This is a genomic window from Brevibacillus antibioticus (assembly GCF_005217615.1).
GTDB lineage: Bacteria > Bacillota > Bacilli > Brevibacillales > Brevibacillaceae > Brevibacillus > Brevibacillus antibioticus.
The window spans coordinates 1,857,796-1,879,559 of record NZ_SZNK01000001.1 but is presented as its reverse complement, the minus strand read 5'-3'; the positions used below and the strand labels follow the sequence as shown (position 1 = coordinate 1,879,559).

At 46.7% G+C, this 21,764-nt stretch carries 8 protein-coding genes and 1 pseudogene; all 9 read left to right on the top strand.

Going from position 1 to position 21,764, the window contains the following annotated elements; all coding sequences use genetic code 11:
* Positions 1–2 precede the first annotated feature (2 nt).
* The 9 genes and pseudogenes from E8L90_RS08555 to E8L90_RS08510 all read left to right on the top strand — a co-directional run bounded on the left by E8L90_RS08555 (position 3) and on the right by E8L90_RS08510 (position 21,747).
* The gene (locus E8L90_RS08555; protein ID WP_137028932.1) at positions 3–14,654 is read left to right on the top strand and encodes a non-ribosomal peptide synthetase; all 14,652 of its coding nucleotides are present in this window, start codon (positions 3–5) and stop codon (positions 14,652–14,654) included.
* Between the two features lie 617 nt (positions 14,655–15,271).
* Entirely contained in the window at positions 15,272–15,742 is a 471-nt protein-coding gene (locus tag E8L90_RS08545) for a hypothetical protein (protein ID WP_137028930.1), read from the top strand.
* A gap of 231 nt (positions 15,743–15,973) precedes the next feature.
* Positions 15,974–16,099, top strand: a pseudogene (locus E8L90_RS30695) (ABC transporter ATP-binding protein); the annotation flags it as partial.
* Between the two features lie 458 nt (positions 16,100–16,557).
* On the top strand, positions 16,558–16,875 hold the full coding sequence (locus E8L90_RS08535; protein ID WP_137028928.1) for a heavy metal-binding domain-containing protein: 318 nt from the start codon (positions 16,558–16,560) through the stop codon (positions 16,873–16,875).
* Positions 16,876–16,878: 3 nt separating this feature from the next.
* Positions 16,879–17,103: a hypothetical protein gene (locus E8L90_RS08530; protein ID WP_137028926.1), complete on the top strand. Its 225-nt coding sequence runs from the start codon at positions 16,879–16,881 to the stop codon at positions 17,101–17,103.
* Between the two features lie 376 nt (positions 17,104–17,479).
* On the top strand, positions 17,480–18,142 hold the full coding sequence (locus E8L90_RS08525; RefSeq protein WP_137028924.1) for a hypothetical protein: 663 nt from the start codon (positions 17,480–17,482) through the stop codon (positions 18,140–18,142).
* Between the two features lie 313 nt (positions 18,143–18,455).
* Complete coding sequence (locus tag E8L90_RS08520) at positions 18,456–19,130, top strand: response regulator transcription factor (protein ID WP_137028922.1); 675 nt, start codon at positions 18,456–18,458, stop codon at positions 19,128–19,130.
* Entirely contained in the window at positions 19,127–20,947 is a 1,821-nt protein-coding gene (locus tag E8L90_RS08515; RefSeq protein ID WP_137028920.1) for a sensor histidine kinase, read from the top strand. The genes E8L90_RS08520 and E8L90_RS08515 overlap by 4 nt, the downstream gene beginning before the upstream one ends.
* Before the next feature lie 113 nt (positions 20,948–21,060).
* Positions 21,061–21,747 carry a GDSL-type esterase/lipase family protein gene (locus E8L90_RS08510; RefSeq protein WP_137028918.1) on the top strand — a complete coding sequence of 229 codons (687 nt, stop codon included), beginning with the start codon at positions 21,061–21,063 and terminating at the stop codon, positions 21,745–21,747.
* The last annotated feature ends 17 nt before the right edge of the window (positions 21,748–21,764 follow it).

Genomic DNA, 21,764 nt, shown 5'->3' with positions numbered 1-21,764 from the left:
ATATGTCTTCTCAGCAATTGCTGCAAAAAGTGTATCCATTAACTCCAATGCAGGAAGGAATTCTCTACCATTCCTTGCTCGATCCCAATGATCAGTCGTTCTTCGTTCAGCTTTCCTTTGGCATCAAAGGAGATCTCCAAAAATCGCTATTGGAGCAAAGCCTGCAACATTTGATCATGCGTCATGATGTTTTTCGTACGGTTTTCAATACAGATAAGGCAAAAAAACCGATCCAAATCGTGCTGGAGAAAAGAAAAAGCAAGCTTAGCTATACGGACCTCTCTTTCTATTCAGGGCAGGAGCAGGCAGATTTGCTTGCCTCTTTGAAAGAGCAGGATCGGGCAAAAGGCTTTGACCTGACGCGCGACTTGCTGATCCGCCTTTCTGTTTTCAAAAAGGGAGACGCCGATTTTCACCTTCTGCTTAGTTTTCACCATATTATTGTAGATGGATGGAGCCTCGGGCCGATTATAGAGGAGCTCTTTGCGATTTATCAGGCCTTGGCGGAAAACACCGATCCCCGGTTGCCGGAGCCGAAACCGTTTTCCGATTATTTACAATGGTTGCATCAGCGGAATCAACAAGAGGCGGGTGCATATTGGCGCAATTACATAGAGGGGGTAGACCAGCCTACCTTATTGCCATGGGCGAAGAAGGAAAAGTCTTCTGGCTATCAACAACAAAAGGTACAGCTCACGATATCCAAAGAGGAAACAGCACGTCTAAAACGGTTGGCGAAAGAGCAGCATGTAACGCTCAATACGGTTGTTCAAACCATCTGGAGTATCATCCTGAAGCGTTATAACAACGCTGACGATGTGTTGTTCGGCGCAGTTGTATCTGGTCGACAAGCTCCGATATCAGGAATTGAGCAGATGATTGGTCTATTTATTAATACGAACCCTGTGCGTGTCCAATTTGAAGCGGGGCTGTGCTTTGCAGATCTAATGAAGCGCATGCAGACACAGATGCTTGCTTCGGAAGAGCATAGTTATTTCCCACTCGCCAAGATTCAGGCTGCTTCCGAACTGTCACAAGGGCTGATTCATCACATTATCGCTTTTGAAAATGTCCCGCTAGAAGTTGATTTGCTAGGCGGCCATGATTTTCAGGGGCTAAAGCTATATGATTTTGATCTGTTTGAACAGACCAACTATGATTTTAATCTGATTGTGATCCCGACAGAGGAGTTATCCATCACACTGAAATATAACGGCCTTGTCTACGAGCAAGGGCATATGGAAAAAGTAGCTGGCCATATCCGGCGAGTAGTAAAGACAATTCTTAGTGAACCCTCGGTAGAAATAGGCAAACTATGTATTCTCACAGATGCAGAGCAAAATGAGCTATCACATCATTACAACCAGACGAAGGTGGAATATCCCAAAGACAAGCTGCTTCATCAGGTGTTTACAGAATCAGCGAGGAGGCATCCGGAAAAAACGGCGCTTCTTTTCCGAGATCGGTCCATGACCTATCGGGAATTGAATGAACGTTCCAATCAGTTGGCCCGGGTATTGCGTCGAGAGGGTATCGTGGCCAATCAAATAGTCGGATTGATGGTTGAACGATCATTTGAGATGATGATTGCCATTCTAGCTATCCATAAGGCAGGCGGCGCTTATGTTCCCATCGATCCAGCCAACCCGGCCGAGCGCAGCCGCTACTTGCTCAAAGACAGTGAAGCCAAATTGCTCCTGACCCAGTCGAAGTTCATACAAGAACTGGATGTGGAACAAATCGTCATGGATCTAGATGATATCTCCCTTTACCAAGGAGATTGTTCCGATCTGGCATGTATCAATACTTCGGCCGATCTCGCTTATGTCATCTATACCTCTGGCTCGACAGGGATGCCTAAAGGCGTGATGATTGAACACCATGCTGTGATCAACAATATGTGCTGGATGCAACATCAGTATCCAATTACTGAAAATGACGTGATCATGCAGAAGACGGCGTATACCTTTGATGTTTCTGTCTTTGAGCTATGCTGGTGGTTCTTCCAGGGAGCAACGCTTTGCATTCTCGCACCAGGCGGAGAAAAAGAGCCTGAGACGATTATTCAAACTGTCGAACAACAGGGTGTGACTGTCATTCATTTTGTCCCATCCATGCTTCAAGCTTTTTTGGATTATCTCGAATACGGCGATAATCATGTGAAGCGACTCTCTACCATTCAAAAAGTATTCGCTAGCGGAGAGGCGCTTACCTCTCAGCATGTGAATCGTTTTAATCAGCTATGGGGAGGTGAAACTTCGCTCATCCTCTCAAATCTGTATGGACCAACCGAAGCTACTATCCATGTCTCTTATTATGATTGTCCGGCTGGGACAGAGGTGTCTACCGTTCTAATCGGGAAGCCAGTGGAGAATATCCAGTTGTATATTGTGGATCGGGATCATCAGCTTCAACCGTTGGGCGTACCGGGGGAACTGTGCATTGCAGGAGCAGGTTTGGCCAGAGGGTATGTGAATTGTCCTGAACTGACAGAAGAGGTTTTTGTCCGAAATCCGTTTACCCCCGGAGCAAAAATGTACAAAACAGGCGACTTGTGCCGATTGCTTCCGGACGGCAATATCGAATACATGGGCCGGATGGATTTCCAGCTAAAAATCAGAGGGTTCCGTATTGAAATGGGTGAGATCGAAGCGCATTTGTTTAACTATCGCTCTATCCGGCAAGCGTTGGTAACGATGAATGAAGACACCCGTGGAGGGAAGTATCTGTGTGCCTATTTGATCATGACCGGGCCCCTCGATGAAGAGGATTTGCGCGCGTATTTGCTGTCGCGTTTGCCTAGTTATATGGTTCCTTCCTATTACATTCCATTGGAGAGCTACCCGTTAAACCAGAGTGGCAAAATCGACCGCAAATCATTGCCGCTGCCAACCATTCAGGAGCAGAGGAATACTGAATATTTAGCACCGCGTGACGAGGCCGAAATGAACCTGGTTAAGGTGTGGCAAGATGTTTTAGGGGTCACACAGATTGGCATTGACGATCATTTCTTCGCGCTTGGCGGTGACTCGATTAAGGCCATTCAAGTCTCTTCCCGTCTGCAAAAACATGGACTGCAAGTCGGCATCAAAGATTTATTTGACCATCCAACGGTTGCGCAATTGGCGAAAGCAATGAAGCGTTCTACCAAAAGCTATGACCAAGGTGTAGTAAAAGGAGAGGTGGGGCTTACACCGATCCAGCATTGGTTCTTTGACCAGGAGATTCCGCACCGCGGACATTGGAATCAAGCCTTCATGCTGTATAGAGAATCAGGCTTTGAAAAAGAAGCGCTTGAAAAAGCGTTGAACCATTTGTTTATTCATCATGATGCTTCACGGATGGTTTACCAGACAAACGGGACACAAATTATTCAAATCAACAGAGGAGAGAAAGAGCCTCTCTATGAATTGGCGTTGTTCGATCTTCGCGAGCAAAACGAGATCGAGCAGACGATACTGGAAAAAGCGAACGAAATCCAAAGAAGCATAGATATCACCGAAGGCCCACTCGTCAAGGCAGGACTCTTCCAGACAAGAACAGGAGACCACCTGTTAATTGTCATTCACCATCTTGTCATCGACGGAGTGTCTTGGCGCATTTTACTCGAGGATTTGGCTCAAGTATATAAACAAGCTTTGGAACAAAAAGAGCTTCATCTTCCAAAAAAGACGTCTTCTTATCAAGCGTGGGCAAAAGGGCTAGCAGCATATGCGAATCAGCAGCCGCTATTAAAAGAAAAAGAGTATTGGCACAAGCTTGAAACATACAGCTTCTTTCCATTGCCCAAAGAACAGCAAATCAAGAGTAATCTTGTCAAGGATACACTCATTTTGGAACGGGACCTAAGCAAAAAAGACACTCTGCACCTCTTACGTGCAGCCGGCAAGGCCTTACGCGTGGAAACAAACGAGATACTCTTGGCGGCTCTTGGTCTGGCTCTAAAAAAATGGACAAAAGAGAATCGTTTTTTAATCGGCATGGAAGGGCATGGACGTGAAGAAATTTTGTCCGAGCTAAGTGTTAGCAGAACCATCGGATGGTTTACATCGATGTATCCGCTTGCTCTGGAAATAAGCGATGCGGATGATTGGGGTGAGCAAATTAGCAAGGTTCACGAGACGCTACAAGGTGTTCCGAATCGCGGGATTGGCTATGGAATCCTGAAATATTTGACTACTAATGAAAATAAACGAGAGTTGACGTTTTCTAAGGCACCAGAAATCTGTTTCAACTACTTGGGACAATTCGATCAGGAAATGGATAATGTATTTAGCGTATCTCCTATGGGCACAGGGCAAATGCTCGACCCTTCTTCACAAAGAGCCTACGCCATCGATATCACCTGCATGGTCATGGGGGGCCAATTCCGCCTTTCTATCCATTACAACCAGCAGGAATATCGGGAAGAGACAATAAGCAGGGTTGCTGATGATTTTATCTACTATCTGCAGCAGCTCACGGGCTATTGCTCCCAGCTAGAAACGGTTAGGGAAGCAGCATCAGAGGATGCCCTTACAGGCGAAGCTGGCGCAGAAGTCTCTCCATATCCGGAAGCGAAGGCTGATCCAGAACATCTTTATCAGCCCTTCCCATTAACGGACATACAGATGGCGTACTTTTTGGGCCGAAATGCCGAGTTTGAATTAGGCGGAGTATCTACACATGTCTATACAGAAGTGGAGACCACGATTGATATAGTGCGATTCAATACCAGCCTCAACAAAGTAATCCACCGTCATCCCATGTTGCGCGCGATTATTTTGCCGAGCGGCGAGCAACAAATTCTGGAGCATGTTCCAGCGTACCAGATTGAGGTTGTGGATTTGCGTCAGCTTGATGAAGCGGCACAGCAGGCTTGCATTCTAGACGAGCGCAATCGTATGTCCCACTACGTGTTTCCTACCGATCAATGGCCGCTGTTTGAATTTAAAGCGTATCGACTCTCTGAGAATAAGCATCTTTTATGTATGGGACGAGACCTGTTGATTGCCGATGCGGCCAGTATGGATATCATCGGTCAGGATTTGATGAGATATTATGAGAATCCCGATGCGGAGTTGCCTAATTCTACGTTTACCTTCCGCGATTATATGATGGCGTACAAAGCATTGAAGCAATCGGAAGTTTATGAAACGGACAAGCAGTTTTGGTTGCAAAAGGTGGAAAGCTTTCCGCAAGCTCCGGCATTGCCACTCAGATGCAACCCGAATGACATTCAACTTCCCACCTTCCAACGTAAAGAACGAATCTACAGCAGGGAGCAATGGGAGAAGCTGAAGCGTATATCATTTGAGCACGGGGTTACACCTTCCGCTTTATTTGCCACGATCTATGCAGAGATTCTGGCACTCTGGTGCAACCAGTCAGAAGTTGCGATCAATCTGACCGTCTTTAACCGCTATCCATTCCATCCTGATGTGGACCAACTGGTTGGTGACTTTACGTCCAATTTACTATTGGGGATTCAGTGTGCATCTCAGCCAACGATTTGGGAGAAAGCTCGTAATGTACAGCAGATGCTAATTGAAGCATTAGAGCATCGACATTTTGAAGGCGTTGAACTGATCCGCGAGTTGGTCAACTATCATGATTGGATGCATGGTAAAGCGGTCATGCCTTACGTATTCACCTCTGTATTGACGGGAGAGCAGCAGGCGGGTCGTCCTGGCTTGGAGCAATTGGGCGATCTCAAGACGGGGATTACTCAGACATCACAAGTCTATATTGATTTTCAGGCAACCTTGCTAGCGGATGAACTCTGGATTTTCTGGGATTATGTGGATGAATTGTTTGATCCAGAGATGATGGAGACGATGTTTGTTCATTTTTCCAGCATGGTAGATAGCTTGTTACAAGGGAATACGCCTGAACCACTCCAGATTGGTGAGAAAGATAAGATACAGATTGCTGCGTTTAATCGTACGCAGCAAGAAATCCCGTATACGACTCTGCATGCTTTGTTTGCCGAACAGGTACAGCGAATACCGGATGCACTGGCTGTAATCTGCCAAGAGCAGCATCTCACGTATCGTGAGCTTGATGAGCGTTCCAATCAGATAGCCCGTTACTTGCAGGCGCAAGGAATAGGGCGGCAGGATCGAGTAGCAGTCCTAGCAAGCCGTCAACTTGGAACCATTGTGAATCTATTGGGTGTCCTTAAGTCAGGGGCAGCCTATGTTCCTGTTGATCCCACTTATCCAGAAGAGCGGAGAAGCTACCTCCTGGAAAATAGCGACTGCAAGCAGTTACTACAACCTGACCTGTATGAACGGGAAGGCTTGGCCAGCTATGCAGCAGATGAGCTGGAGGAAAACCACTATCCTGACGATGTGGCGTATGTCATCTATACTTCTGGGAGTACGGGCAGACCAAAAGGGGTTGTCATCACCCACGGCGCCTGCGCCAATACCATTCAGGACATCAACTCGAAATACGGAGTGAACGAGAGCGATCGGATTATTGGCCTGTCCTCGATGTGCTTCGACCTATCCGTCTATGACGTCTTTGGAGCACTGGGAGCTGGGGCGGCTTTGGTCATGATTCAGGATCAACGTGACGTATTGGAGGTGCGTCAGGCTTTAGAAGAACACGGGATTACTATCTGGAACTCCGTACCCGCGATCATGGAGATGTTGGTGGATAATAGCGAGTCTTCCTTTGTGCAGGAACAAATGAAAGCGATACTGCTCAGCGGAGACTGGATCCCTCTGCATCTGCCGCAGAAGATCAAGCGCCACTTTACGAAAGCCCAGGTGATTAGCTTGGGTGGAGCAACCGAGGCATCGATCTGGTCGATTTATTACCCGATCCCAGAAACCATGCCAACAGGTATGCGCTCCATTCCCTATGGTATGCCGCTCGCCAATCAGCAGTTTTATGTGTTGAATCAGCAATTGCAGCATTGTCCTGTCGGCGTGCAAGGTGAACTCTACATCGGAGGTATTGGTCTTGCCAAGGAATATCTGCATGATGAGGAGAAGACAAGTGCAGCCTTCATCCTCCATCCTGAACTGGGCAGATTGTATCGGACGGGCGACTATGGGGTGTTCCATCACCAAGGCTTCATCGAGTTTTTGGGACGCAAAGACCATCAAATCAAAATCCGGGGCTATCGCATCGAGCTGGGAGAAATCGAAGGAAGACTCTTGGTGCATGATTTCGTCCGTCAAGCTGTCGTAATCGACCAGACAGACCATCGCGGCAAGAAATATTTGTGCGCATATTACAGCAGTGAAGAGGAAGAAGTGACAGCAGAGGAGCTGCGCATCTATCTCTTGCGTGAACTGCCAGAATACATGGTGCCAGCGTACTTCATCGAGCTGGATGTAATCCCACTGACACCCAATGGGAAAGTGGATCGCAAGGCGTTACCACAGCCGGATACGAAGCAAGAGCTGGATGCCAGATATGTGGCCCCTCGTACGAACATCGAGGAAAAACTGGCTCAAATCTGGGCTGAGGTGTTAGGGCTTGAGCGTGTCGGAGTAGAGGATCACTTCTTTGAGCTGGGCGGCAACTCCGTACTCATGGTCCAAATCCGCACGCGTATTAGCAAAGAGCTGGGGGTCGATGTCAATCTACGTGATTTCTTGAGTCACCAGACGATTTCTAAGCTGGCTCAGTTGCTTAATAGTGGAGATGTGACCCAAGCAATCGTTTACCCGTCACTCACGCCAGATCCCGCCAATATGCATGAGCCGTTTCCGCTCACAGATGTGCAAATGGCTTATCTGATGGGTAGGGAAGATCATTTTGAAATGGGCGGAGTCGCAACTCATGGCTATGCGGAACTGGAAACACAAGCAGATATACTTGCACTGAACGAAGCATTGAATAAAGTCATTGCTTACCAGCCCATGATGCGTGCGATCATCTTGCCTACAGGCGAACAGAAAATTTTGCAGCATGTACCACCCTATCAGATAGAAATCCTTGATTTGACGCATCTAGATGCTGATGCTCAACAGCAGTGGATTTTGCAAGAACGCGAGCGCATGTCGCACTGTGTATTTGCTACCGACCAGTGGCCACTCTTTGAATATAAAGCGTTCAAGCTGTCAGCCGATACGCACTATCTGTTCGTTAGCTACGATATGCTGATCGCTGATGGTGCGAGTATCCAACTGATGGGCAAGCTGCTAATGAAATTTTATCAACAGCCTGACTGGCAGGCACCGATGTTGGGAAGTACCTATCGCGACTACATTTTGGCCTTGGAAGCATTTAAAAAGACGAACACCTATGAAAGAGATAAAGTTTATTGGCTGGATCAGCTATCCACATTCCCTCTAGCACCGATACTACCGATGAAGCAGGAACCAAGCACCATTGATTCGCCGCACTTCAAGCGATTTGAGCAAACTTTTGCCAAAGCAGACTGGGAGCAATTGAAACACAAAGCGCATGAGCATAATGTAACACCGTCTGCCGTGCTGTGTGCGGCTTATGCTCAAGTTCTTGCTTTCTGGAGTAACCAATCTCATTTTGCGATCAATCTCACTGTCTTTAACCGACTACCTTTTCATGACGATGTGAATAGCCTGATTGGTGACTTTACCTCCGTGATCCTGTTAGAGATTGACTTGCGGGCATATCCCACTTTCTGGGAAAGGGCGGTCGCGATTCAGGAACGCTTGCTCGAAGCATTGGAGCATCGTCATTACGATGGAATCGAAATGATCCGGGAGCTGTCGAAATATCACCAGTATGGGACACGCTCCGTCATGCCGATCGTCTTTACCAGTATTCTGCTTGGCAACAAGGAATCTGGGGAAGTAAGCTGGTATGAACTAGGTGAAATCAAAATGGGCGCAGGCCAAACCTCGCAGGTTTATCTCGACCATCAAGTGTTTGAGGATAATGGTTCCCTGCGTCTTGTGTGGGACTATGTCGATGAATTGTTTGAGCCTGAGATCATCTCCACCATGTTTGCGCAATATACAGGCATCTTGGCGGCAGAGATCGAAGGACAACAAGAATTTATCTTCGAACTGAGCACCTCGGAGCAAGAGAGCATTCACAACTATAACCAGACAGCAGAAGAAATCCCTTACACGACTCTGCATGCCTTGTTTGCCGAACAGGCAAAGCGGGTACCGGATGCAACAGCTGTAATTTGCCAAGAGCAACACATCACATATCGTGAACTTGACGAGCGTTCCAATCAGGTAGCCCGTTATTTGCAAGCGCTGGGAATAGGGCGGCAGGATCGAGTAGCGGTCCTAGCAAGCCATCAGGTTGGAACCATTGTGAATCTGTTGGGTATCCTCAAGGCCGGAGCAGCATATGTTCCCGTTGACCCTGCGTATCCAGAAGAGCGGAGAAGCTACCTTTTGGAAAATAGCGACTGCAAGCAGTTACTGCAGCCTGACCTGTACGAACAGGAAGGTTTGGCTAGCTTTGCTCCAGATTATCTGACGGATAACCACAATCCTGACGACATAGCGTATGTCATCTATACCTCTGGCAGTACAGGTAGACCAAAAGGGGTTGTTATTACCCATGGAGCTTGCGCCAATACCATTCAGGACATCAACCGAAAATACGGGGTGAATGAGACGGATCGGATTATTGGCCTGTCCTCGATGTGCTTCGATCTATCCGTCTATGACATCTTCGGAGCGCTGGGAGCAGGGGCGGCTTTGGTCATGATTCAAGATCAGCGTGACGTATTTGAGGTGCGTCAAGCGCTAAAAGAACATGGGATTACTATTTGGAATTCGGTGCCCGCGATCATGGAGATGTTGCTGGATAATATCGACTCCTCCTTTGTGCAGGAACAGATGAAGACGGTACTGCTCAGCGGAGACTGGATCGCTCTGCATCTGCCGCAGAAGATCAAGCGTCACTTTACCCAAGCCCAGGTCATTAGCTTGGGTGGAGCAACTGAGGCATCCATCTGGTCGATTTATTACCCGATCCCAGAAGTTTTGCCAGCAGGCATGTACTCCATTCCGTATGGTATGCCACTCGCTAATCAGCAGTTTTATGTGTTAAATCAGGAAATGCAGCATTGTCCTGTCGGCGTGCAAGGTGAACTCTACATCGGAGGTATTGGTCTCGCCAAGGAATATCTGCATGACGAGGAGAAGACAAGCGCAGCCTTCATCCTCCATCCTGAACTGGGCAGATTGTATCGGACGGGCGACTATGGGGTGTTCCGCCTAGAAGGCTTTATCGAGTTTTTGGGACGAAAAGACCATCAAATCAAAATCCGCGGCTATCGCATTGAGTTGGGAGAAATCGAAGGAAGACTCTTGGTCCATGATTTCGTCCGTCAAGCTGTCGTAATCGACCAGACAGACCATCGCGGTAAAAAATATTTGTGCGCATATTACAGCAGTGAAGAGGAAGAAGTGACTGCAGAGGAGCTGCGCATCTATCTCTTGCGTGAACTGCCGGAGTACATGGTGCCTACGTACTTCATCGAACTGGATGTAATCCCATTGACACCTAATGGGAAAGTGGATCGCAAGGCGTTGCCACAGCCAGATACGAAACAAGAGATGGAATCAAGGTATGTCGCACCAAGCAACGCCTATGAAGAAAAGCTGTCCCAGATTTGGGCCGAAGTGTTAGGGCTTGAGCGTGTCGGTGTGGAGGATCACTTCTTTGAGCTGGGTGGCAACTCCGTCCTTATGGTCCAGATCCGCACGCGTATCAGCAAAGAGCTGGGGGTCGATGTCAATCTGCGTGATTTCTTGAGTCACCAGACGATTTCCAAGCTGGCTCAGCTACTGACGGAGTCCGCATCGACGAACATCATTAATTATCCCGAGATTACGGCCGATACTGTTGGCTTGTATGAACCATTCCCGCTTACAGATGTACAGATGGCGTACCTCATGGGGAGACACGATCATTTTGAAATGGGAGGAGTCTCGACCCACGTCTATCTGGAGCTGGAAACCAAATTGGATATGCAAAGACTCACACAAGCTCTACAGACAGTCATTACTCGTCATCCAATGCTGCGCGCCGTTATTTTACCAAGTGGCGAGCAACAGATCCTGCCTGATGTGCCTGCATACCAGATCCCAATCACGGATTTGACGCATCTGGACAAAGACGCACAGCAACAGTGGATTGAGACAGAGCGGGAGCGAATGTCTCATTATATCTTCCCGACTGACCAGTGGCCTCTATTTGAATATAAAGCATGCAAGCTCTCGGCCGATACACATTATCTATTTATCGGGTATGACATGCTAATCACCGATGGAGCTAGCTTCCAATTTATTCATAAAGAATTGCTTGAAATGTACCATTATCCACAACGACAACTGCCGGACATCGGGATTACATTCCGCGACTATATGATCGCTTATCAGGCGTTTAAAGGGTCACCCACTTATCAAGACGATAAGCAATATTGGCTTAACAAACTAGAAGATTTTCCAAGCGCTCCGGCCCTTCCGCTGAGAACGAGTCCCGAGCTGGTCACAAGCCCGCATTTCAAACGGGTAAACATGCAAGTGCAAAAAGACAAATACGAACAATTGAAACGCAAAGCGCGAGAGCATTCGATCACACCAACAGCTGTACTGTGCACAGCATTCGCCAAGGTGTTGGCATTTTGGAGCAATCAGTCCCATATTGCTTTGAACTGCACCATTTTCAATCGATATCCGTTCCATGAAGATGTGATGCACTTAATAGGAGATTTCACCTCCGTCATGCTGCTGGATTTGTCACTCTCTCGGGGATCCTCCTTCTGGGAGCAGGCCAAGGCTGTGCAGGATGTGTTGATGGAAGCGTTAGAGAGAAGACACTACGATGGCATCCAATTCATACGCGATCTCGTCAGGTATCATGGACTGGAAGGAAACCGGGCTGTCATGCCGATTGTCTTCACTAGCATGCTGCTTGATACAGGTGATCCCGAACATAACGAACAAGAGCAGTTGGGAGATGTAAAAATGGCCGTATCCCAAACCTCTCAGGTCTTCCTTGATTATCAAGTGCTGGAGGCAGATGGGGGCCTGACGATTACGTGGGATTATGTGGAGGAGCTTTTTGAGGAAAGTATGATCTCCGCCATGTTTGCAGAGTATTTTGTCCTGCTTGATCGGGTCTTAGAAGGGGAGGTCTTCTATGCCCCGAGTGGAAAGGTGGAAGACCAGCAATTCATTGCTGCCTATAATGACACGGATGAAGCGATTCCGTACACGACGCTGCATGCCTTGTTTATTGAACAAGCCATGCGTGTACCTGAAGCCATAGCCGTTATTTTCCAAGAGCAGGCCATTACCTACCGCGAGTTGGATGAGCGTTCCAATCAGGTAGCTCATTATTTACATGAGCAAGGGATTTCGCGAAATGATCGGGTTGCTGTACTGGCTAGCCGCCAAATAGAGACAATCGTTAATCTGCTGGGTATTGTGAAAGCAGGGGCCGCCTATGTGCCAATTGATCCGGAGTATCCCGAAGAGAGGGTAAGTTACATTCTCTCTCATAGTCAATGTGCAAGACTGCTTCGACCTGAACTGTACGACCAAGAAGGATTAGCAGCATATCACGCAGGCGGACTGGAAGAAAATCACCACACAGAAGATGTGGCCTATGTCATCTATACCTCAGGAAGTACGGGCAGGCCAAAAGGAGTAGTCATTACCCACGGTGCCGCAGCCAATACGATCCAGGATATCAATCGCAAGTTTACAGTCGATGAGAATGATCGGATAATCGGACTCTCCTCCATTTGCTTCGACCTGTCCGTCTACGATATTTTTGGAGCTTTGGGAGCAGGGGCGACGCTTGTCATGGTTGCAGATCAACGCGATATGGCAGAGGTACGCCGTACGGTCGAAGAGAAGAGGATTACCATCTGGAACTCGGTACCTGCAATCATGGATTTGCTGATGGAAGAGCTTCTTGGCAGCGATCATGGGGACGAGGAACAGCTGTTTTACTGGATGCAAAGCCAGTACACTAGCTCTATGCCGCGCAGAAGGAACAGTTCGTTGCGACTCGTACTGTTAAGTGGAGACTGGATTTCTGTGAAACTGCCAGAAAAAATCACCAAGCATTTCCTGCATGCCGATGTAGTCAGTCTGGGTGGAGCTACAGAAGCGTCGATCTGGTCCATCTATTATCCCGTAGTCGAAGTGGCTGAAACCAACACTTCTATCCCTTATGGTATGCCGCTTGCCAACCAGAAGTTTTACGTACTGAACGAGCAGCTTGGCTATTGCCCGCTCGGCGTTCAGGGCGAACTGTACATTGGCGGCATCGGTTTAGCGAAGGAATACTTGCAGGATAAGCTGAAGACAGAGGAAGCTTTCATACTACATTCGCAGTTGGGCAGACTCTATCGGACTGGGGATTATGGGATTTTGCATAAAGATGGTTACATTGAGTTTCTGGGAAGAAAAGATGCTCAAGTGAAGATTCGTGGCTATCGGGTGGAACTTGGGGAAATTGAGAACCAGCTCTTGCAGCTTCCTCAGGTAAAGGAAGCCGTTGTACTGGATCAAGTAGACAGCAAAGGCAGGAAATATCTATGTGGCTATATCGTCTCCGAGCAATCGATCGACATCGTGCAGATTAAGTCACAGCTCGGTGAAGTTCTACCTAGCTACATGGTGCCCCTGCATTTCATGCACATAGATGAAATGCCGCTAACCCCAAATGGTAAGGTAAACCGCAAGGCGATGCCGAACCCAGACATAGACTCTTTGATTGCGACTGTCTATACCGAACCAGAGAGTGAGCTGGAAAAACAGCTTGCGATGATCTGGGGCGATTTATTGGGAATCGAACGAATTGGCGCAAACGACCATCTCTTTACACTAGGAGCCGATTCTATGAGTATTATTAAATTCGCTGCCCGTCTATCGCGAGAGCTTTTGCTCCAGATACCGATTCATCAAGCCTTCCAGACCCCTACGATCCGTGAGATTGCGGAGTTCCTTGCGAATCAGGATACATCCATGCCCGATTATTCCACAGAGCGTATACTGCTTTCTTCCCCGGCTCAAGAGGAAATTCAAGGGAAAAAAATCATCTTTTGCTTCCCGCCTGTAGTGGCACTGGGCGTCGTCTATCAGCGACTGGCGGAAACATTGGATAACTATACGTTCTATAGCTTTAACTTCATTGAATCAGAGGCTCGTATGGAGGCTTACCTTAGTCTTATCAAGCAAGTCCAACTACATGGACCTTATACCTTCCTTGGTATTTCAGCCGGGGGCAATCTGGCTTTTGAAATCACGAAGCTTCTGGAGAAGCAGGGAGAACGCGTCTCGGATCTAATATTGCTAGACTCGTTCTATATTCAGGAGATAAATGATGAGCGACTTACGCCAGAAGAAAGCCACAAATATGCCCAGGAAACCGTTGAGCACATGCTTCAAGCGTACCCACAGTTGCAAGGGGAAGGAGAGTTCTTCAAGAAACAGGTTGGGAAGAAAATCGAAAGCTACTACTCATATCTCGACAATCTAAAAAATGACGGACAGGTGGCTGCCAATCTTTATGTGATCAAGTCGCCAACGAGTCAGAGCAAGCATGTGCGGGGCGATATCAATCTGTGGGGCTCATCCACAACAGGCACATATGTAGCTTGTGACGGATACGGTGATCATGAAAAAATGCTAGATACAGGTTTTGTCGAGCAAAACGCTACGCTGATCAACCATTTTTTGAAGTAAGGGATTTCAAAATGGTGTAACGCGAGTATTGACGTGCGCTACACCGATATTCATTCGTGAACAACGTCCGAATCGTGAAGGATGGCTACGTCTTTGGTTTCGATTTGGTTGACATGGAGCTAAACCTGTCAAAACAAACGTAACCTGCTTAGTAGGACATTTGAAAGAGCCGTACTATCAGAAGCGTCTTCGATGTATTCAACCGTGAGAATCGCGATTCCTTCTTGAATACACAAGGAGCAAAGGAGTACGTAAAGATCAGGCTAGTTTATATGCCTGATCTTTATTTTTCTGGGCTTACCCTTCCATTGACAGTTTTCATATGAATTGCACAATGATGTTGACACGACACCTAATGGTGACCAATTAAGAGCTAGCTAGTATTCTTAGAAAGCCACAAAGAATCAGTAGATGTTTATGCTTTTCTATTTGAAAAAGAGAAGGATTTAACCTGGAAAGATGTCTACATCTACAGAAAATATTGTTAAAATAACAACGCCTATCAGTGATGACCGTTTGTGAAGTTAGATTAAAACCAGTTTCTGGTGAAATAGGCGAACGAATAGGTGGAAAAACCATAACGTAAAGTGTATCTAAGCCAATGGAGGAGGGAAATTATGTACGGGTGGTATCCACAAGAGGGTTATTATCCAATTTCGGCGGGAGAAGGCAGACGCTACAACGAATACGAATTACTGAGACACATCGCCAGATTAGAGCGACGTTTGGCAGAAGTACAAGAAGCCTTGTCAGCATGTATGAAAAAGAATGACGGATTAAAAAAGGATTTAGAAGTGGTTAGGCTGCAAAGCCCAGTGCAAACTCAAAATGATCAAACCTATCAACAGCCAGCAGTCGATAAAGTAAATGTCAAATGTATAGCAGCGACAGGGACATCGGTAACCTTTGAGATATCGGAAAGAAGATTAACATTTGATAGCGATTATTATGGTAAATATGTAGGCGAATATACCCCTGAAAAAGTATACGCAGCCATGGCGGATTATGGTGCGGGGCAAATCTATCTAACCATTAAGGATGATAATGAAATTTGGCATACATTTAGATATTCACGTTTCGAATCGTAATTGACAAGTTGCTGTCGAGTGATGTAACCAAGGATACTGACTGCGTGTTGCCAGAAAATGCTTATGTCACTCGACATGATACATACTTCGGAAAGTGCTATGTAATTCAAATATTTAGCCAAACCAAATAAGTAGCAGACCGATGTCCTTTCTATTAACATAATTGTAAAGAAAGAACAGAAACGTTATGGGAACTCAAGTGCTTATTTATGTCCAAATTCTTGACGAATTACATACCAAAATGCGTTACGTGTGGTTTCCATCAACTTTCATCAGCGTCTGGGGATTGCCCAGGTGCTCATTCACAACCCCGAGCTACTCGTCTTGGACGAGTCAGTTTCCGCGCTCGAACAGCTGCAAGCCGCCCTCTATTTTACTAACAAAGTCCCACCTATTTCACGATAATGATCATTCAGAGTTGCGTATTTCTGGCACTGGCGACTATGGCTCACGCCTTTCACTGGTCTTCGTCGCTGGATTCCCGATCACTGGGTGTACGGAGCGGAGCTGCCTTTTTCCATCTGGTCGTTTTGGACGGTATCTATTGGGTCAGGTTTCGCTGTAAGCCTCCTGGTAAAATGGATGAACCGTTTATTCTTTCAACAACAAATGACCACAATAATGGGTAAAGAACTGATTTCATCACGGTTCTTCGGCTTCCTCTCTTCTTTTTACAGAGGGGTTTGCGAAGACGTGCTCATGCGGCTTCCTATATTGGCGTTACGGTTTAGAAGCTGCGATCATTAGTCATTTTAGTGCTGACATCGTGCTACATGTGATCTCGAAAAATAAAACATAGAAAGTAGGAGAAGCAAATGATAGTAGTAACAACAGAAAACATTCCAGGATATCGTGTCGTTGAAGTAAAAGGAACGACATTCGGCTTAATCGTTCGAGCACGTGGAATTGGGGGAGACATCATGGCAGGTCTTCGTTCACTAGTTGGCGGAGAAATCAAGGAATACACGGTGCTCCTAGAGGATGCGCGAAAACAGGCGCTTGACCGCATGATAAAAAACGCAACTGCCATGGGAGCTAACGCTGTGGTAATGTGTCGGTATGACTCTGGAAATATGGGAAATATGGGGGAAGTTGTCGCTTACGGTACAGCAGTTGTCGTTGAACAGGTGTAAGGAATGATTTATATCATTTCCTACATCGTTTTTCAGATCTTGCTTTTCATCATCTTGCTAATCATTTCGAAAATCAAGGACAAACGACTGCACCAAGACCACGGAGAAATCGTCCCGCCCGGATTTGAGCCGACGAATGAAGTGACGATCGATCCAGTAAGTCAGGAAAAGCGTCGTGTATATTTCAATCCAAAGACCGGAGATCGCTATTACAAAATTGAAAAATAAGATGAGGATGACTGCCCAACTCATGGGGCAGGAAAATAGTTAGATAGTAGATTAAGTAGAAACGAGCCAAATCTTGGAGGACAAGATTTGGCTTTTGTTGTGCGTCCAAACCCGAAAACAATGTCACAATATCTGGCAATAGGTGACACCACGACCCGTTCCAAACAGCAAAAGCAACTTCACCGCAGTTCCATATCTGTGTAAGTGGTAAATGGCTATGAAATTTACAAGACGCTCTGCTGACTTCAAGTAGGAGTTGTGGAAGATCAGTATGGGGAAGAGTATACCAAAAATTTACAAATATCTCATTGTCATTTTTTGGAAATTGTAATAGCATATATTTGTATTAAACATTAGCTAATAGGAGGGATTTAAAATGAAAGGTGTAGTTAAGTTAATAAGCGCTTTAACAACGTTCGTGTTGGCATTCATTGCATTAGGGACAGGTCCAGTATCCGCGAATGGGACAGGTTCAATGATTGGTCTGGCAGGTCCACCAGTAGCATATTTGTGCGAAGATGCAGACTATCAAGGTTACTGCTTAGGTCTATACGAGGGCACTAGAATTAATAAACTTGATGAAAAATTCTTCAATGACAAAGCTTCCTCGATCAAGATTTTAGATAATCGATACAACGTAACCGTTTACGAACACTCAAATTTGACTGGACGTAGCACTACTTATTTGTTCAGTGATCGTGACATGAGTGACGAAAATATTGGGAACGATGAAGCTTCTTCTCTTGTCGTTTCTGCAAATCAAGAAGAACTTAATGGAGTTTACTTGTACGATCACTACGGCATGAGCGGTGATTGGATCAAGGTTACCTCAAACGCGAACACTATCCCACTTAATGACAAGATTTCATCCATTCGTATCGTTGGACCATATGATATAACGATATTCGAACATGCAAACTTTACTGGAAGAAGTTTGAATTTTAGTGGTAATGCGAATCCAGAGGGCACCACGATTCTCGATTTGGTTCCATACGGATTTAACGACATTACATCCAGCATATTAATCACAAAGCGCTAATAAATTCAAGTTCTTCATGTCTTTGCACTCCATTTTTCTTCATCGTCAACTAATAAAACAACAGGTACACCAATAAAGTGACCATTCATTTGGTCACTTTTTGTGTTACAACCTTTAAGTTTTGTTGTTCAACGGGTTCGAGAGTTCAATAAACGAAGCCAGTCGAGGAAAATTTTCATGAATGGTGAATAGTCCCATGCGGTATACCATTTGCCGTGCGTTTGTGAATACTGCCATATTGTGACGACCCCAAAGTCATGATAACATTCTAAAAAATATCTTTTGGAGAGATAGAGGACGAGAGGTCATTAGCATGACGAAAACGATACTGATTGTGGAAGACCAGCAGGTTTTGCGAGAGATTATGAAGGAATACTTGATGGACGAAGGACACGAAGTGCTGGAAGCGGGGGACGGGAATCAGGCGCTGACGTTATTTCAAGAGCATGAAGTGCATTTGATCATTCTGGATGTTATGCTGCCGGAAATGGACGGGTGGTCAGTATGCAGACGCATTCGAAAAGTTTCCAACGTCCCCATTCTGATGTTAACAGCTCGTGCGGATGAGGATGACACGTTGCTCGGATTCGAGCTCGGGGCGGACGATTATGTCGTGAAACCGTGCAGTCCTCCTATCCTGCTGGCACGCGCCAAACGGTTGCTGGAAAACCGGCAAATGCACGAACCGGGGGATATGTTGTCTGGCGGCGGGATTACGATTCACTTGCCGTCCCGAACCGTTTCGATTGAGGGAATGAATTATAGCCTGACGCACACGGAATTCGAAATTTTGGCTTACTTGATGAAAAACAAAGGCATCATCCTCACTAGAGAACAGCTCCTTACAAAAATCTGGGGTTACGACTTTGTCGGCGAGGATCGTACGCTCAGCAGCCATGTTCGGAATTTGCGTTCCAAGCTGGGAGAGCATGCGAAGCATATCGTCACTGTTGTTCGTTCCGGTTATAAATTTGAGGATCGGCCATGAGAACAAGCATTGTACGCAAGCTGTTTCTGCTCACGACGGGATTATGCCTTATTGTGATCGCGAGCATTTTTATCGGACAAACCGTATTTTTCGAGCAGTTTTATGTGCATCAAAAGGTAGAGAAGGTGACGGAAGCCCTTCAATCCTATCGGCAAAACGAGTTGACTCATGCCGGGACTTCTCAGGATGAAGTCAGGAAGGAACAGGAGTTTTACCAAAAGACGAATGCCTGGTTCGCTCGATTGGATGATAGAGGCCATTTGAAATACACGGACGATTTCGAGATGGAGGTCCGTCTGGAGCACTCGGGCGCCACACCTGCACTTTCTGGCAAGTCGATTGTCGTTCCATTGTATACGGTCATGGATGTGGAGGATGTAAGCGCCGATAACCCCTTCCTGGATACCTTTGTGAAAGCGGGGCAACAGATTGCCATGGAAGGGATCATGATCGACAAGCAATTGTTTCCGCAGCGGATCGGGAGGAGTGTCTCCAATCTCAGAGAGGAAAATCGACTGGAGAATCAGCAACTCGTCAAAAAAGAGTATGAGGTCGTCCCGCGATTCAAAAGTCCCACCGAATACCATGAGCGTTATCCCAGCGTTCTGGTGCACGGAACTATCACACAGGTTCGGACACCGCAAGGAGCGGATGTATCCCGCTATACGAACCGCTTATTTCTTGAACGGGTGAAAGCTTTTCAAGCGGAGTTGCTATACGGTGATGATGTGGAGCAAATAAGCACGATATCGGACTACAAAGAGAACGATATGAATTACAAAATATTCGTAGAGCGCGTGACCGATCCAACAGGGAAACCCGCCTATCTGTTTGCCATGGCATCGCTGCAGCCCGTAAACGAAGCTGCGGAGGTCATGAGAAGTTATTACGGCTACATCATTGCAGGTACGTTGCTGCTCGTTCTGCTCGCCTCCTTCTATTATTCCCGCAGAATAGCAGCTCCTCTGCTCCGTATGGACGACATGACGCAAAAAATGGCAAAGCTGGACTTCTCAGAAAAAATTCCGATCAAGACAGAGGATGAGATCGGCAGCCTGTCACGGAATATTAATCGACTTTCGGATATGCTGCATGCCCATATTGTCCGGTTGGAGCAGGATATCGAGAAAGAAAAGCGGCTGGAGCAAACGCGCAAAGAATTTATAGCTGGCGTGTCGCATGAGTTGAAAACTCCGCTTAGCGTCATGGAAAGCTGCCTATACATCTTGAAGGATAAAGCGGACAGCCCGAAGCGGGACTACTATTTTGCTGCGATGGAAGATGAAGTGAAGAAGATGAACCTGCTGGTTGCGGATATGCTGGACTTGGCAAAATATGAATCCGGTACGTATAGAATGCAGATGGATTCGTTCCGGATTGATGTGGTAGTGGAGCAAATCTGTGAAAAGTTGGCACCGGACCTCGCGGGCAAGCAGTTGCAGTTGCATCACCGTTTAGCCCCAGTCGAAGTCATCGCCAATCAGCATCGAATCGAGCAGGTGATCGTAAATTTCCTGACAAACGCCATACGCTACACGCCGAAACAAGAGGACATTGTCATCTCAACGGTTGAACGGGAGGATACCGTCAAGATTTGCATCGAAAATAAAGGCGTCCATATTCCGGCCGAGCAATTGGAAAAGATATGGGATCGTTTCTACCGCGGCGAGCATTCCCGCAACCGTGCGACCGGAGGAACCGGATTGGGCCTGGCGATCTCCAAGCAGATACTAGAATTGCATGGGGCGTTCTATGGGGCAATGAATACGGAAGAAGGCGTCTTGTTCTATTTTGAATTAAAGAAAAAGAAAGTGTAGAACCTCGGTTCTGCACTTTTTTTATTGGATTTCTACCCAATCTGCACACGATCTGCATCTGATCTTGATCTCCGACGATTACTCTTTACCTTGTTCAAGCAGAAAGGGGAAAGATGAAAGTGCAAAAGAAAATGTTGGGTATTACACTGATCGTAATGCTCGCTTTATCGGTTGCGGCATGCGGTAGCAATGGACAACCACCTACTTTCGAGATTACTAGGCAGGCCGTGGACATCTCCACTCCGCAGCAAACCTCCTATGCAGCACAGTATCAAAAAAGCGTTTTTCTCGGAGATTCGATTACAGAGGGATTGTCTTACCATGATGTGTTGAAACAGGAGAACGTGCTCGCAGGTGCAGGGAAAACGGCTGAATTCGCGCTGCAAGACGTGGACGAATTGGTCAAGAGAAAGCCCGAGCATATTTTTATCCAGCTGGGTTCAGACGACATTTTATGGCCGACCGACAATCCCAAGGAATATTCGTTGTCGTATTACAGCCAATTGATCGATGGCATCAAAGTAAGGCTTCCAGAGGCGTCCATCACGATATTATCCGTTACCCCGGTTACGGCAGAGGCAGAAAAAGCGGAGCCACGTTATCGAAATATCCGCGACTACAATAAGGGACTGAAGGAGCTCGCGAGCAAGGTACAAGTCGGATACGTCGATGTGTCATCAATCGTGGCTGATCATCCTGACATGTACGATGCGGACGGCATTCATTTCCAAGCCGAGTTTTATCCAATTCTGCTCGATTACGTAAAAAATGAGCTGGGTCGTCAGAAGAGCGCAAAATAACGGCGCGGGAGGAAACG

Excerpts from the sequence above, each read along its gene's own strand:
- E8L90_RS08555 (WP_137028932.1), top strand. The coding sequence starts at position 3 with ATGTCTTCTCAGCAATTGCTGCAAAAAGTGTATCCATTAACTCCAATG.
- E8L90_RS08545 (WP_137028930.1), top strand. The coding sequence starts at position 15,272 with ATGTACGGGTGGTATCCACAAGAGGGTTATTATCCAATTTCGGCGGGA.
- E8L90_RS08535 (WP_137028928.1), top strand. The coding sequence starts at position 16,558 with ATGATAGTAGTAACAACAGAAAACATTCCAGGATATCGTGTCGTTGAA.
- E8L90_RS08530 (WP_137028926.1), top strand. The coding sequence starts at position 16,879 with ATGATTTATATCATTTCCTACATCGTTTTTCAGATCTTGCTTTTCATC.
- E8L90_RS08525 (WP_137028924.1), top strand. The coding sequence starts at position 17,480 with ATGAAAGGTGTAGTTAAGTTAATAAGCGCTTTAACAACGTTCGTGTTG.
- E8L90_RS08520 (WP_137028922.1), top strand. The coding sequence starts at position 18,456 with ATGACGAAAACGATACTGATTGTGGAAGACCAGCAGGTTTTGCGAGAG.
- E8L90_RS08515 (WP_137028920.1), top strand. The coding sequence starts at position 19,127 with ATGAGAACAAGCATTGTACGCAAGCTGTTTCTGCTCACGACGGGATTA.
- E8L90_RS08510 (WP_137028918.1), top strand. The coding sequence starts at position 21,061 with ATGAAAGTGCAAAAGAAAATGTTGGGTATTACACTGATCGTAATGCTC.